Annotated in this window: 16 protein-coding genes; 5 read left to right on the top strand and 11 right to left on the bottom strand. The window is 38.7% G+C overall.

Annotated features, from left to right (window positions below; all coding sequences use genetic code 11):
* From C3420_RS11790 to ble, 3 genes are all read left to right on the top strand, one after another.
* Positions 1-215 (top strand): hypothetical protein (locus C3420_RS11790; RefSeq protein ID WP_005139060.1); only part of this gene is annotated, 215 nt, incomplete at its 5' end.
* 100 nt (positions 216-315) lie between these two features.
* Complete coding sequence (locus C3420_RS11795; protein ID WP_004201164.1) at positions 316-1,128, top strand: subclass B1 metallo-beta-lactamase NDM-1; 813 nt, start codon at positions 316-318, stop codon at positions 1,126-1,128.
* Between the two features lie 3 nt (positions 1,129-1,131).
* The gene (ble, locus tag C3420_RS11800; protein ID WP_004201167.1) at positions 1,132-1,497 is read left to right on the top strand and encodes a bleomycin binding protein Ble-MBL; all 366 of its coding nucleotides are present in this window, start codon (positions 1,132-1,134) and stop codon (positions 1,495-1,497) included.
* Between the two features lie 429 nt (positions 1,498-1,926).
* Here the strand turns inward: ble and C3420_RS11805 are convergent, their stop codons facing one another.
* Entirely contained in the window at positions 1,927-2,574 is a 648-nt protein-coding gene (locus C3420_RS11805) for a recombinase family protein (RefSeq protein ID WP_004993315.1), read from the bottom strand.
* Positions 2,575-2,725: 151 nt separating this feature from the next.
* On the opposite strand from C3420_RS11805, the gene C3420_RS11810 reads away from it, so the two are divergent.
* Positions 2,726-2,950, top strand: a complete 225-nt coding sequence (locus tag C3420_RS11810; protein ID WP_015056389.1) for a hypothetical protein — start codon at positions 2,726-2,728, stop codon at positions 2,948-2,950.
* 183 nt (positions 2,951-3,133) lie between these two features.
* Positions 3,134-4,846, top strand: a complete 1,713-nt coding sequence (locus tag C3420_RS11815) for a zeta toxin family protein (RefSeq protein WP_015060705.1) — start codon at positions 3,134-3,136, stop codon at positions 4,844-4,846.
* On the opposite strand, the gene C3420_RS11820 is transcribed toward C3420_RS11815, so the two are convergent.
* The 10 genes from C3420_RS11820 to C3420_RS11865 form a co-directional block, all read right to left on the bottom strand.
* On the bottom strand, positions 4,843-5,325 hold the full coding sequence (locus tag C3420_RS11820; protein WP_015060706.1) for a thermonuclease family protein: 483 nt from the start codon (positions 5,323-5,325) through the stop codon (positions 4,843-4,845). The two genes, C3420_RS11815 and C3420_RS11820, sit on opposite strands and share 4 nt — an antisense overlap.
* A gap of 199 nt (positions 5,326-5,524) precedes the next feature.
* Positions 5,525-5,986, bottom strand: a complete 462-nt coding sequence (locus C3420_RS11825) for a hypothetical protein (RefSeq protein ID WP_015060707.1) — start codon at positions 5,984-5,986, stop codon at positions 5,525-5,527.
* 62 nt (positions 5,987-6,048) lie between these two features.
* Positions 6,049-6,690, bottom strand: a complete 642-nt coding sequence (locus C3420_RS11830) for a type IV secretion system protein (RefSeq protein WP_004999358.1) — start codon at positions 6,688-6,690, stop codon at positions 6,049-6,051.
* Positions 6,687-9,398: a VirB4 gene (locus tag C3420_RS11835; protein ID WP_015060708.1), complete on the bottom strand. Its 2,712-nt coding sequence runs from the start codon at positions 9,396-9,398 to the stop codon at positions 6,687-6,689. Before C3420_RS11835 ends, C3420_RS11830 begins: the two co-directional genes overlap by 4 nt.
* An 11-nt stretch (positions 9,399-9,409) precedes the next feature.
* Positions 9,410-9,703 (bottom strand): TrbC/VirB2 family protein, encoded by a 294-nt coding sequence (locus C3420_RS11840; RefSeq protein ID WP_017480461.1) that lies wholly within the window; start codon positions 9,701-9,703, stop codon positions 9,410-9,412.
* A gap of 10 nt (positions 9,704-9,713) precedes the next feature.
* A complete protein-coding gene (locus C3420_RS11845) occupies positions 9,714-10,424 on the bottom strand; it encodes a lytic transglycosylase domain-containing protein (protein WP_017480462.1) in 711 nt (236 codons plus the stop codon).
* A gap of 44 nt (positions 10,425-10,468) precedes the next feature.
* Positions 10,469-10,669, bottom strand: coding sequence for a hypothetical protein (locus C3420_RS11850; RefSeq protein ID WP_004999346.1), 201 nt, complete (start codon positions 10,667-10,669; stop codon positions 10,469-10,471).
* Between the two features lie 18 nt (positions 10,670-10,687).
* Positions 10,688-12,205 (bottom strand): type IV secretion system DNA-binding domain-containing protein, encoded by a 1,518-nt coding sequence (locus C3420_RS11855; protein ID WP_015060710.1) that lies wholly within the window; start codon positions 12,203-12,205, stop codon positions 10,688-10,690.
* Positions 12,202-13,449, bottom strand: coding sequence for a lytic transglycosylase domain-containing protein (locus tag C3420_RS11860; RefSeq protein WP_017480463.1), 1,248 nt, complete (start codon positions 13,447-13,449; stop codon positions 12,202-12,204). Before C3420_RS11860 ends, C3420_RS11855 begins: the two co-directional genes overlap by 4 nt.
* Positions 13,450-13,530: 81 nt before the next feature.
* A complete protein-coding gene (locus C3420_RS11865; protein ID WP_004999340.1) occupies positions 13,531-13,983 on the bottom strand; it encodes a hypothetical protein in 453 nt (150 codons plus the stop codon).

The raw sequence follows: 13,983 nt of genomic DNA on the forward strand, positions 1-13,983 counted from the left end.
AAAAAGGCACATGCGAAAATATGAATGGTTTAATTAGGCAATATTTACCTAAAGGGATTGATTTAAATCAGGCAGATCAGCATTATTTAAATCAAGTTGCCATGTCACTGAATACTCGTCCTAGAAAGGCGTTAGATTGGCTTACACCATTAGAGAAATTTGCTCAGCTTGTTGATTATCATATGGCTTTTGAAACTGTCGCACCTCATGTTTGAATTCGCCCCATATTTTTGCTACAGTGAACCAAATTAAGATCATCTATTTACTAGGCCTCGCATTTGCGGGGTTTTTAATGCTGAATAAAAGGAAAACTTGATGGAATTGCCCAATATTATGCACCCGGTCGCGAAGCTGAGCACCGCATTAGCCGCTGCATTGATGCTGAGCGGGTGCATGCCCGGTGAAATCCGCCCGACGATTGGCCAGCAAATGGAAACTGGCGACCAACGGTTTGGCGATCTGGTTTTCCGCCAGCTCGCACCGAATGTCTGGCAGCACACTTCCTATCTCGACATGCCGGGTTTCGGGGCAGTCGCTTCCAACGGTTTGATCGTCAGGGATGGCGGCCGCGTGCTGGTGGTCGATACCGCCTGGACCGATGACCAGACCGCCCAGATCCTCAACTGGATCAAGCAGGAGATCAACCTGCCGGTCGCGCTGGCGGTGGTGACTCACGCGCATCAGGACAAGATGGGCGGTATGGACGCGCTGCATGCGGCGGGGATTGCGACTTATGCCAATGCGTTGTCGAACCAGCTTGCCCCGCAAGAGGGGATGGTTGCGGCGCAACACAGCCTGACTTTCGCCGCCAATGGCTGGGTCGAACCAGCAACCGCGCCCAACTTTGGCCCGCTCAAGGTATTTTACCCCGGCCCCGGCCACACCAGTGACAATATCACCGTTGGGATCGACGGCACCGACATCGCTTTTGGTGGCTGCCTGATCAAGGACAGCAAGGCCAAGTCGCTCGGCAATCTCGGTGATGCCGACACTGAGCACTACGCCGCGTCAGCGCGCGCGTTTGGTGCGGCGTTCCCCAAGGCCAGCATGATCGTGATGAGCCATTCCGCCCCCGATAGCCGCGCCGCAATCACTCATACGGCCCGCATGGCCGACAAGCTGCGCTGAGCCATGGCTGACCACGTCACCCCCAATCTGCCATCGCGCGATTTCGATGTGACAGAGGCGTTTTATGCGAAGCTGGGCTTTGCGACGAGTTGGAAGGATCGCGGCTGGATGATCCTGCAGCGCGGCGGTTTGCAGCTCGAATTCTTCCCCTATCCTGACCTCGACCCAGCTACGAGCTCGTTCGGCTGTTGCCTGCGGTTGGATGATCTCGATGCCATGGTGGCATTGGTGAACGCGGCGGGAGCCGAGGAAAAAAGCACCGGCTGGCCGCGCTTCAAAGCTCCGCAACTGGAGGCGAGCGGCCTGAGGATCGGCTACCTGATCGATCCCGACTGCACGCTGGTGCGGCTGATCCAGAACCCCGACTGACCGCATGCCCGCGAAAATCAAGATTTCTTTTCCTAGTCTTTTATCTATCTGTCAGCCATATAGTATTTTATTAAATTCTTATGGGAAATGACGAATGTTAAATTATCTTAAGAGCTTTAATAATATCAATACTTATTTGATTTTATCGATAATTCTGCTGTTAATCATAATATCTCTAGATTATTTCTAAACTGAATGAATGTTTATAATGAGTGATTCATATTGCTATTGAAATCGCCTTCTCACTTTGAAAGAAGGCGAGGATGAGGGACTTTTATGTTGAATTATCATTTTAAAAATGCCTTATAAAAGAAGCTTAATGTGTTTTCTTATATAGGTTTAAACATAATTGTTGTATATCTTAAATCCAATTGATCTTAAAATTTTCCTTTATTTTTTGTTATGAGTGCGAGAAAATTGTCAAAAAGGTCAATCAGACTGGGCGTTAATTTGTTTTGCATACTTTTTCCTATATCGAATTAAAGTCATATAACTAACACCATAATCTTTAGCTATTTGAGTGAAAGGGTATGAATCGTCCTTATTTTTAAGGGTATGAATTAACTCTTTTAGTTTTTCTTCTGTAATCGCAGGCGATCTTCCCTTGTATTTACCTTTCTTTTTTTTAGCTAATTTAATTCCCTCTGCTTGATTCTCACTAATAATACCCCTTTCAAGTTCAGCTACAGCGCCTAATACATGGAGTTGAAACTTATCGAACTTGTCATCTGAATTGGGGGTAAAGTTCAGGTTATTTTTGACAATATGAACAGACACTCCTTTTTTATTTAGCTTTTGAACAATGGTTACAAGGTCAATCAAGCTACGTGCCAATCTAAAAACATCATGAGCGTACACAATGTCCCCACTACGGACATAATCGAACATTTCCTGAAGTGCAGGGCGTTTGGCAGTCTTTCCGCTAAAATGATCAATAAAAGTTTTATCTAGCTCAAAGGGTAGATCATGGAGCTGTCTTTCAGGGTTTTGGTCTTTAGTGGATACACGGATATACCCCACTCTTTGAAAGGGTGTGTTTTTAATTTGATCTTCAATATCTAAATTTTCTTTTTCCATAACCAGTATAACAAAATTAGATAACCTCAATGTTATATCACATTAGATTAACAAAACAACCCTATTGTTATAGGGTTTTTAGGGTGTATTATTATATAACAATAGGGTATACCCTATTGTTATATATCTTCAGGTATAAGGAAAAATAACGATGATTAATTTTAATGATCTAAGCGAATCTGAATTATTAAGGATTGCACAGACTGGCATATCAAACCGTATAGGATTGCGTACTTCAGGACATTTGCCTGAAGATGATAGACAGGCTCTTTCAATGGAGCTTCAGGGCTTGTACGAGCAAGATAGAGAACAGTTGATACAATCAATCAAGAAACATAGTGAAGCCTATAAAAGCGAGCAGAGTAATCAGGAATGAAAATTTTTTGCTGAAGCTAATTATAAGTCTAGTCGTGATTTATGGTTGCTTGGGCGTAGTGTTTGTTTCAGAGAACTTATCAGATAACACTGTAGGCATTATTGGATTTTGTGGACTGATATTACTACCTACAGTTTATAAGTTTGTTGGAACATTCTTTAAGGCACAATGAAAGGGTGATCAATGGACAACCAATACAAACTAAGTGACGAAGAACATAGCCTTGTATTTGAGAAAATTAAAGCTGATTTTCTGAATAACTCACTGTCTATAGTCAGCCCTAAAGTCGTCATTACTGGCGGTCAGCCTGCATCGGGTAAAGGCAAGTTGGCAAGAGATTCTATAGATCAGTTCAAAGATAAAGGCGGGAGTGTAATTATTGACCCCGATCAATTAAGAGCCTATCACCCCAAGTATAATGAACTGCAAAAATTGGATGATAAAACATCTTCAGGATTCACCCACCATGATGCTAAAAAGTGGAGTTTAGAATTAATTGAAGAAGCTATAAGCCATAAGAAAAATATTGTTCTTGACCAAACAAGTGCAGATTTTCAAACCTTAAAAAATACAGTTCAAAATTTCAGAGATAAAGGCTACAAAGACGTTGAATTAAAAATAATGGCTGTGCCTGAAATTACATCACGACAAGGTATATACCATCGTTATGAAATGGAAAAGGCGCTGTATGAAACTGGGCGTTTCGTCAATATTGATATTCATAGTGAAATTTATCACAAGCTAGAAAACACAATAGAACAGTTAAAAGATGAACCCATAGTAGACAAGCTAACCGTTTATGACCGTCACTATAACGCTATTGAACAAAAGGACTTTAAAGCTGAAAGGGAAAGACCATTTTCAGATCAGGAGCGCCAACAGCATGAATATAAATGGTTCAAAGTAATAGAAGCAATGCAAACACGCTTTGCCCCATATACAGAGGTTGAGATTGTAAAGGGGCTTCAGGAAAGTGACAGACTTAAATTGAATAATCAAAAACTGGTTAGTGAAGTGACCCAAGTTGATGAAAGTACAGGTGAGAAAATGGACGTAAAAATAGTCAGTAACTTAACTAGCAACTTACTTGTTGCCAAAGATGATTTTGAAAAACAAGATGGTTATTTATCTAAAAATATCAAAGTTGATGGCGAGGACAATTTAGTTATGTTCCGTCAAAATCGAGATCATCTTGAGTTAATCAATGTTACTAAAAATGAAATGATGCTCGATAAGCCGATCGGTAATCATGATTCAAAACAACCTGAATCTACGGCATTACAGGTTTATATGGAGGTTAAAGAAAAGTTAAATAACCTTGAAAATAAAATTTTAATGAAAGTAGATGAACAGCTATCAAATAAACCTAAAGCGCCTGAAGTGAAAGGAGATAGTAAGGCTGAAGTATCTCAATTTCAAAGCAAAGCCCCAGAGCTAGATAAACACCAAATCATTAAAGAAGTCCGAATACAGCTAAAGCAAGAGGGGAAATTGGGTGCTGATTTTGCTAAGTCAGCTAATGGGCTATCCGTTGCTCATGGTGACTATATCAAGCTCAATGAAGCATACAGTCAAAAAGATGGTTTATTTAAAACCACTAATTTACCTAAAGACGCTGAAATTAAAATCACAGGTCACACAACTAAAAAAGGTGAAACCTATGCAACAGGCGTTCATAACAATTCAAATGTAGAGTTAAAAATCAGAAGTGTTGAAGCCCGCTATGGTGATCAATATGTGAAACGCTATGAAACCAATCCTGAAGTAAAACAGGCTGTAGATCAGAGAGTGATAGCACAGCAAACAACATTTAAATCTTTATCTGCTTCAAGGGTACAGGAGTTAAGCCAGTCAAGCCCAAAGCAGGATAAGCCCACTTCAGGCATGAAATTTTAATATTTCTTTCGCCAGTCATAGGGGTTAATCGGGTTAGGACTTTTCCATAACCCGATTTTTTTTGATCGAGCATTATTCTCTAAATCTATGTATGTTCTATCAGGAAGATTGTAGCGATAAGCCCAAGCGTAGCCACTGGCGACCATTGCTTTATTCACATTTAATTTATTCAAGTACAGCTCACCAAGAAACCTACCATTGTTATCAGTTCCATGCTCTTTAACGAGTACCGTTTTGTTTAAGACCATAGACATTAAATATTGTTTCGATTGTTGACCATAAGGCTGTGTAGGCGAATTTTTAGCATTATTGGCAACTTCAGGGGCATCTATGAATGACAGTCTAACCCGCCATTTAGTGTTGTTTGGTTTTGTGATACTCACAGTATCACCGTCTAAAACGTAAGTGACTTTGCCGTAATAATCAGCGTGACAGTATGCTGAAAACAAAAAAAGGGTAATACAAAAAAGCTTATTCATTTTGGTTCACCATAAAACCGTTTTAGCACGTATGGACTTGCAACTTCATTGCTTGGTCCATACGTGCTAAAACTCTTACTGTGAAAAATCATATCCCGATGCTTGGTCAAAACTGCAAGTATGCAGTCTTAACCAGGCATCTACTTTATTGAATGATTTAAGTGGGTTATGAGTGCGAGGAAATTGTCAAAAAGGTCAATCAGTAGTTTGGATTCTTTTGGCGTAAAATCTTCAATTCTTCTTTGCTAATCGCTTCGTTATTAACGATCTTGCTTTCAATTGAGTTGATTTTATCGTTTGAATTTACAGCCTTGATATAGTCAAGATCGGCTTGACTAAGCTCAGGCATAATTTCACTGGCTTGATAAATCACTACAGGTTCTTTGACTGATTCAGATTGGATCTCTTTTACTACTTTTTTAGCTTCAGGCGCTTTTGAAGTTGTTTGTGTAGTTGTGACTGTATTAATTAAAGGGCTTTCAGGTACTTTAGAAACAGATACAGTTTTTCCGTCTTTTTTAACCTCTATTTCGCCTTTTTTAGTGGTCAGTGATGTATGACTAGCCTCTATAGCAACTGGCGTTTCTGTGCCATTCTGTGCTGTTTCAGCGTATGTATTGAAAGCGATTAAGGCTAATACAGGGATTATGATTTTTTTCATAGATAATCCTAAAATTTAGACAAAAAAAAGCTAACAACCTGAATTGTTAGCTTGTGATGAAATTAGTTACCAAACCACGATTTAAAGCTTTGCGTACTGGTCACACCGCTTGAAGCATTGTTAGATGCAAGGTTAGTTTGAACAGCCGACAATTTAGCACCAATCGAGTTGATATAACCTTGTTCAATAGCAATGGCATTTGCTAAGTCTTGGGCTTCTTTAATATTGCGGGTCGAGTTAATTTTGTTCTTCAGTGTGGTTAAGTTTGCTACATGCTCATTTAAAGCATTATAGGAAGCATCACTGAAAGCAAAGCCAGTCTTAACCGTGTTGTAATTTCGCTTGTATTGATCATTGCCTAGCAATTGATTCATACCATCTGAACCAATGGTAGTAAGCACTTTGTCATAAGCCTTTTGAGCATTACCAAATGAGCCAGTCTTTTGATTGGCTACTACGTCTTGCCAAGAGCCTGAAACAACGTCTTGCACATTCTTAACGCCTGAAGTTCCGATACCAGTATTACCAGTCGTACTTTCATATTGTTTCTTCATGATCTCGTATTGCTGTTGCATTTGAACCAATTGCTTGACCATATTTGCAACGGCTGTCGGGTCGAATACAACGTCCCAAGCGTTTGCTGTGTTGGCAGTAAAGGCTAAAGCAAAAGCTACAGCCGACATTTTTATTTTATTCATTTTCATGATTTCACCCTTTCGTTAAATTCGTGTACCCACTGGGAGTAGGTCAAGTTTTCATCTTTACTCAATATTTCCTCAAGAATATTGTGTCTTAACTCATTGCCTGAAAGTATTGGGATAATTTCAGACATATTGCTTAAATCTAATTTGCTAATAACTGAATCATGCGAGTTTTTAATCATAAATTGGCGTAAATAAGGCGGTGTATTCACAACCCAATCAAATTCTGCTTGAGTACAGCCTAAGCCATTATTTTTCTCATTACCCATATATGTAGCGACATTCGCTTTATCATTCGGCAATAGAATTGATGTTTTAAACTGCCCGATCAGATCGTCATCTCTTGTAATGACTTCAGGCGTTGGCGTAACAAAGATCATCATACCGTTACGTCTACGGTACGTGGTTAGCATGATTTTAAGCCATGCTAAGTTAATCGGATTGCTGATATATCTTTGACCTTCTTCGACAACAACAATAAAGGGCTTGCCCTCAGACATGGATATATCAATTTGATGGAAGATATACATAGACATAGCGCCTAACACCACATCATTATCAATGACATTTTTCATTTCATAGCCGAAAATTCGAGCGCCATCAATTGAGAAATTGTCACTTTCATTGTCAAAAATATTGGCATAAACCCCATCATTAACCCATTTTGACATGCGTTCAGCCATGTTGTTATCTTCAGCCATACCAAACAAGCCAATAAAGTTTCTAAGCCGTCTAAGGTGCTTTTCATAGCTATAAACAGCATCTACAACGTCTTTGATCTTGTTTTCTTCAGCAGTGCTTAAAGGCTTTGGATTACCATTATCGTTGTAGTCTTGAGCCATAAAAGAAAATAGATTTCTTAGAAACAAACGGTTTTGTTCCGTGTCATCTAACTGCAATGGATTCCAACCAGTTTTAACCATTTCACTTAAAACAGTATGTCGCCCGCCCATGCTTTTAATCCAAACTGAAGCTGAATATTCAAAATCAAAATGAAAAATATAAGGCTTAAACTTATCTGAAGCAGTCAAAAGCGTATTAATTACAGTAGTCTTACCGCCACCAGTACCAGTCGTGATACGAGTATGACCTACATCATGTTCATGGAAATTGAAGTAGTAAGGCGTATTACTTGTCGTTTTAAGCTGAATGACATTCTCACCCCAATGGTTGCCATCTTTTTTGCCAGTAGAACTATTGTGCATACTGGCAAAGCCCGCAAAGTTAGTCGTGTTAATAGTTGCGGGTCTTTGGAGTAAGTGATAGTTGCCAATCAACATAGAGTAAAAAGTAGGTTCAGAAATTAAATCTTCTTTTTTAGGTATCATGTGATTGCGCTGAAATGCCCCGCTAGTTTTCTGCATTGCTTCTTTAAATTCAGATGGGGTCTTAGAGGTAACTAAAACATTTAATGAATAAATGCCGTTTAAGATACGCCCTGAAGCTAAGTCATCAATGGCAACATTAATCGCTTCAATTTGAGATTCTGACTTGTCTTGAGCATTTTTTAATTGGTTCTGACGAGTTGTACTCATGCTGATAGATTTACGTCTGTCCATCATCATGAAAGTTTGAGAAATAATTAAAGGATGATCAACTTTTAGAAATTCATCTAACATGGTGTGATCGCTACCCTCTGGATAGCTAGGAGTAGGCAAACTATAGATTGCCCCTGCCGTTAATTCACCGCTTGGGTGATAGAATTTAATAGTTCCATCAGGCGCAAAAACTCTACGTGTATAGCCTAAGTAGTTTCTGATTTCAGTTGGATGAAGTGGAATTTCTGCTTTTTCTAAGTTTAATAAATAACCGAGAAAATTCACTGTTTCAGAATACAAAACGCTATCTTTTGAATAAGTGCCTAGCTGTCTTGGGTTCGCATCTTGCAGATACTCTTTAAACATACTTACTGCATTATTTAATTCGGCAATCATTTGTTCTTCATTATCACTTCTGAAAAACAGATTTTTAAGACGAGTTAAAGGCGGGTCACTTGGGTTAGATTTTCGGACAAGCAACGACACATAAATATCATTTTGAAACATGCGTTCATTAGATAGTTTTTCATAATATTTTTGGTTAAAACTATCTGAAAATTCATTGCCATTTGCAGGCGGTATTTCGGTTTTAACTTCGTGACGATCATAATAAACGCTAACAACAAAACGAGAGCCAAGTTGTTTAAACATATCTGCACGATATTTTTTTAAAGTCTTTAATTGAGCATAGCTTTTAGTTTCATACGGAAAGCCAGTAATTTTTAAAACCGTAAAAATATCACCATTAACTAGCTTAATATCATGTTCATTGATTGGGCTTAGATAAGGTAAATTATTGATTTCCATTTGTTCAGCACCCGCTAATTTCTTTTGACTATATTCAATATTTTTATCGTCAGCTTTTGCGTGAGAATCAAAACTATAGCCACCAAAAACTTTAGTTCGCTGAAGTCTACGTTTGATCGAAAACCATAAATATTGAATCCCTCTATCTTCTTGGTAGGTCACTACAACCAACAATAAATAGATTATTCCCGATATTATTAATCCTAATTTTAGGTTGCCAATTAGTGCTAAAAAGCACGTAGCAAAACCACAAATTAGGAAAAAGTAAGTGAAAATATCTACAGGTATATTTGCCACCCTTGCAGTTCGGGCAAGACCCGCAAACAGCAAGTCTTTTTCTTCGTTTTTTTCAGTGGTTTTGCTCATGGCTCACCTATTTAGTTAAAGAAGAAATTACCAAGATCAGGGGCAACGAAAACAAGGATACCTGCAACGATTAAGCCGATACCCCAACGCTTAACTTTCTCACTACCACCGCCAAGCATTGTGATTGCCAAACAAATAACACCAGTCACGAAAGCGACTGCTGCGATAATGACTAATTCATCATTAAATTGGTTAAGCTTTTGAGCAAATTTTTGACCAAACGCAGCATTTGCCAATTGAGCATAAAAAACAGCAAATAAGACAATTGCGTATTGCTTAGGATTGAGTTTATTTAAAAGATTCATGATCTATTCCTTAAAATACTTGGACGTATTGCCCTTTGTTAAGAGTTTGAACAAACGATGCTTGTTGCACGTTTGGTTGATTGCTTGGTTGATTATTTACACGCAGGCGCACAGGTTCAGATTGTGCTGAATAGCTATTGTTTTCTGTACTTTGATTTTGACTTGCGGAGTATTGCGGGTACTGATTTTGTTGCCATGAAGCGAGAACTAGAATGTCACTTTTTCGACTGGCTTCAGTAGGGTTATTATTTGCAGTGTAAGTTTTAAATGAACCACCCCCATTTAGTGTTTGGTATTTACTGGATACAAGGCGTACATAGTTTTGTGTTTCACGGTAAGGGGGAATACCTCCAAACTTTTCAACTGCCCCATGCCCTGCATTGTATCCAGCAATCATTTTTGTAAGATCACCATTAAATCTTTTATTCAGGAAAGCGAGATAACGAGTACCCGCAATAATAGACTGTTCAGGTTCATATAATCGGCTAGGGTCTACACCCATTAAACGAGCTGTAGAGGGAATGACTTGCATCAAACCCCTAGCATCTTTATGTGATCGAGCATTTGGCTTAAAGGCGCTTTCTCTTGCCATAATTGCCGTTACTAAATTAGGGTCTAAACCATTGGCTACAGAATGTTTGTGAATAAGATCATCATAAGGTGACGCATATACAAACAGTGGCGTACTGCAAGCTAAACCGATTATAAGTTTTTTAAACATTGTCATTATTCCTTATAGAGTTATAACAGTATAACTCTACTAGCTTAATCAATAAATGGTCTATTTGAAAATTTATGTTTCTCTTTAAAGAACTGGTCTAAAGCGATAAGATAAATTAAGTTTTTGGTAAGTCTGCGGTTCTTAAATTCTTCAGGAACTTTTAATTCACCACGCTTATATCTCAAAAAGTGTTCGTCCATTTCTGCGAAAAATTCATCACTTACATAAAGTTGTTCACGTTTCATAACTTGTCCCTAAAATTTCTATACAGCCAAAAAAGAATCCGAAACTTTAGCATAGGTGCGGTATTTCATCGTTACTAAAGTTGGCGGGTAATGTCCTGAAAACTTCATATAAAAGTGCAGAGGTTTAAGACTGCTTATTTCTTCAGCTTTAACTACATTTTCTTTTTCTTTTACAAGTTCAGGTCTTGAATCTTTATTTGCAGATTTCATTTTCCTTAATACTTCAATTGCACCGAAAGCTTTTTCATATTCTTGGGGTGTATAAGTGTCTTGAGAGTTGACAGCACAGACACCAAAAGAAGAAAAACAACCACGTAGCGTAATAGAGAATTTTTCTCCATAGATCGTGATTAATTGAGCCAGACTTTGAATGCCTGCTAAAGCAATAAGTCTATGTTTACGTCCTTTAGTTAATACTGCTTCGAGATACGATAAACGGTTCAAAGAGCCGAGTTCATCTAGGCAGAATATAAAATCAGAATAGTTATCAAAGTCAGATAATAAAGAACTACAAATAACGTCAGTCGCACAGCTAACTAATGGTTGCAATGCAGTTAATTGATCTTCACGCCAAGTAATAAAAATATTGCCAGTACCATGCTTTAAATAATCCCTAAACGAAAAATCACCAATTTTAGAATGAGTGTGAGGGCTTAAATATGTAGTAACAATACTGCGTAAAGTACCGACTAATTCAGAGTTGCCAAGTAAGCTGTAAGCTTGAGTACCTACTAAAAACTCTTTGAGTTTATCGTCACTTGAAATTAATAAAATTTCTAAAAATTGTTGTGTCTGCTGTTCTCTAGTAAGTTCATCCATTTCTAAAACTTTGGTCATGGCAGACTTAACAATAGTACGAGCCATCGTATTAAAATTTTCGTGATTTGCGTCTGAAGATTTAGGAATGATTGTCATTGAATATGTTTCAATGTCATAAGAATTTTGTACTTCATTAATCACTGACCAATGGACTGATCGAGCATCGAAAGGGTTGAAAATAACATCACCTTTCTTAGCAAATAAACTTGCGTAAGTTCCGTTAGGGTCAACCACAATTAAGCGGGTTTTACTGCGAGAATCAGCAACACAAGAATCTAAAAAATCACTGATTGAAACTGACTTACCTTGACCAGTACCACCAGTTAAAAGGAAGTGTTTATATTTTAAATCTTTAGGAACAGGCATACCGCAAAAACGGATTTGGTAATCTTTTTCTTTGGTCATTCTTCTTAATTTGAATGGGCTTACTAATTGCAAGCCCCGAAGAACACGAACGTATCTTTCGCCCCCAAAAGGTGTTTTATTGTTTTGAAAATAAAACCAAGCCAAAGCACTACTAATAACCAAAGCCAACAGCAATATTAAAACGTATAAAGGCGTTTTAAACGTCAATGGAATTGCATAAAGAATAGCTTGGACTTTATGATCTTTTGGGATAATAAAAAACTTCGGTAAAAAAATAGCCCATGTTGTAATCACAGTGATTACAACAGCTAAAACAGCGTGACCGAAGATTTTTTGCGATTGATCATTCATTTTACTGTCCCCAAGAATTTTTGAACGGCTTGATGGGAAGCGACCTTATAAGAATCCATGCTTGACTGCATCATGAGCATGTTAGCTTTAAGCTTCGCTTGATTGGCTACCAACATACTGTTTTCAATAGCAAGGGCATTCGCCAAGTCTTTTGATTGCTTTAACGTATTGGTACTTACTTGAGCCAACGACTTTAGGTTTTGCATATTACAATTTACTTGTGTCCAAGCTACTTCAGCGTCTACATAAGCTGTGTTTACACGGCTTGCAGTTATGTTTTGAATCTGTGCCAATTCCTTGCTTGCATATACACCAGTATTGGTCGCAATTTGACGTTGCAATTCGTTGTAGGCGTTTTGCTCTTTAGGTGTATTGAAAATATTAGTCGGTTGAGCATCAAAGCCATTAGGCAATTCAAAGCCTGCAATTTGCATCACATTGGTAAGAAGTCCTAGCCCTGCAAGCCCTTTAGTCACACTGTCATATTGCCCTTTCAAGACTTGAATCTGCTTCATTAATTCTTGAACTTGTAGAACTGCATCGGCATTTTTTGTCGGGTCAAAAACTGTTTTACCTACGCCACCAGTTACAGGGGGAACAGGCGGTAGGTTGATAGGTGAATCAATATCAACTTGTTCTGCTTCAGGTAGCTTTACAGGCTTACATGCGCTTTGTGTTTCTAGCTTGGCTTGTATCTTCTTCTGATTACTGTTTTCTATGCCAGTCGTTGCAGGCTTGCCACCTGAAGTAGTCCCGCCTTTAATTACGTTGCCACCAAAATATGAACCAGTACCGCCATAATTTCTATAAAACTGGGCGATCTTAGGCACATAGTCTTGCGTTTCTTTAGGCATAACTTTTTTATTACCTTTCAGATACGAACGTAAATTACCCATACCCCAGTTATAGGCATAGAGTGCATGGGGCATGTTGCCGAATTGCTGATTTAATTGCTTCAGGTAACGAGTACCCGCATTAACATTTTGTGTGGGGTCATTGGGATTGGTAACGCCCAAAGAACGAGCCGTTGCGGGCATAAGTTGCATTAAACCTTGAGCGCCTACGCCTGACTTAGCAGTATTGTTATGCGAAGATTCTTTTTGAATTACTGCATGAATTAAAAGCGGGTCATATCCATATTTAGCTGAAGCTGAAGTCACAATATCGTTGTAAGGTAAATTTGAAGCAATAGTTGCCCCGCTTAAACCTACCAGTACCAGTAGCGATAGTTTTTTTAATTTCATTTTCATTATTCCTCTACCGCAACGAGGACAGTTTAACCAGGAACTACGTTACCTGTTTAAACTTGGCCCGTTGCTATTTCATCACTTAGCCACAGCCAAACGGTTAGCTAGATCAACTAAGGTTTTATAGTGTGAGCCTTGTTCACCCATTGATAACTCATAGCACCCGCCATTTGCTTGAACTCGCATGAAGTCGTGAGCTTGGCTTGTATTGTCAGAAATGGTCGGAGATACAAACAATGCTTTTGCGTTAGGGATGCTTACTGGCAATTCACCAAATAACCCCACTTCTTGCGGTACACAAGCAGGGTCAATGCTGTAATAAACTTTAAGATCGGCACATGCTTCGTTTTGGCAACTGGCATCACTTGAAAATTTATAAGTGACATAGTTCCCTTGATTGGGAGCTTCAGGCACATAAGTTAATTTATTGCTTTGAGCAAATGACTGAAGAACTTGGGTAAATGTCTGCGGTAACTGTGCTTCAGCAGACAAACTAATTAAGGCGCAAAGAGCAATAGTTGTTTTTTTCAT

The organism is Acinetobacter sp. ACNIH3, assembly GCF_002918965.1.
Lineage (GTDB): Bacteria > Pseudomonadota > Gammaproteobacteria > Pseudomonadales > Moraxellaceae > Acinetobacter > Acinetobacter schindleri.

What these genes read in the sequence shown, in the direction of transcription:
- C3420_RS11815 (WP_015060705.1), top strand. Translation starts at nt 3,134, where the DNA reads ATGGACAACCAATACAAACTAAGTGACGAAGAACATAGCCTTGTATTT.
- C3420_RS11845 (WP_017480462.1), bottom strand. Translation starts at nt 10,424, where the DNA reads ATGTTTAAAAAACTTATAATCGGTTTAGCTTGCAGTACGCCACTGTTT.
- C3420_RS11860 (WP_017480463.1), bottom strand. Translation starts at nt 13,449, where the DNA reads ATGAAATTAAAAAAACTATCGCTACTGGTACTGGTAGGTTTAAGCGGG.
- C3420_RS11805 (WP_004993315.1), bottom strand. Translation starts at nt 2,574, where the DNA reads ATGGAAAAAGAAAATTTAGATATTGAAGATCAAATTAAAAACACACCC.
- C3420_RS11835 (WP_015060708.1), bottom strand. Translation starts at nt 9,398, where the DNA reads ATGAGCAAAACCACTGAAAAAAACGAAGAAAAAGACTTGCTGTTTGCG.
- C3420_RS11855 (WP_015060710.1), bottom strand. Translation starts at nt 12,205, where the DNA reads ATGAATGATCAATCGCAAAAAATCTTCGGTCACGCTGTTTTAGCTGTT.
- C3420_RS11825 (WP_015060707.1), bottom strand. Translation starts at nt 5,986, where the DNA reads ATGAAAAAAATCATAATCCCTGTATTAGCCTTAATCGCTTTCAATACA.
- C3420_RS11820 (WP_015060706.1), bottom strand. Translation starts at nt 5,325, where the DNA reads ATGAATAAGCTTTTTTGTATTACCCTTTTTTTGTTTTCAGCATACTGT.
- ble (WP_004201167.1), top strand. Translation starts at nt 1,132, where the DNA reads ATGGCTGACCACGTCACCCCCAATCTGCCATCGCGCGATTTCGATGTG.
- C3420_RS11810 (WP_015056389.1), top strand. Translation starts at nt 2,726, where the DNA reads ATGATTAATTTTAATGATCTAAGCGAATCTGAATTATTAAGGATTGCA.
- C3420_RS11840 (WP_017480461.1), bottom strand. Translation starts at nt 9,703, where the DNA reads ATGAATCTTTTAAATAAACTCAATCCTAAGCAATACGCAATTGTCTTA.
- C3420_RS11795 (WP_004201164.1), top strand. Translation starts at nt 316, where the DNA reads ATGGAATTGCCCAATATTATGCACCCGGTCGCGAAGCTGAGCACCGCA.
- C3420_RS11830 (WP_004999358.1), bottom strand. Translation starts at nt 6,690, where the DNA reads ATGAAAATGAATAAAATAAAAATGTCGGCTGTAGCTTTTGCTTTAGCC.
- C3420_RS11850 (WP_004999346.1), bottom strand. Translation starts at nt 10,669, where the DNA reads ATGAAACGTGAACAACTTTATGTAAGTGATGAATTTTTCGCAGAAATG.
- C3420_RS11865 (WP_004999340.1), bottom strand. Translation starts at nt 13,983, where the DNA reads ATGAAAAAAACAACTATTGCTCTTTGCGCCTTAATTAGTTTGTCTGCT.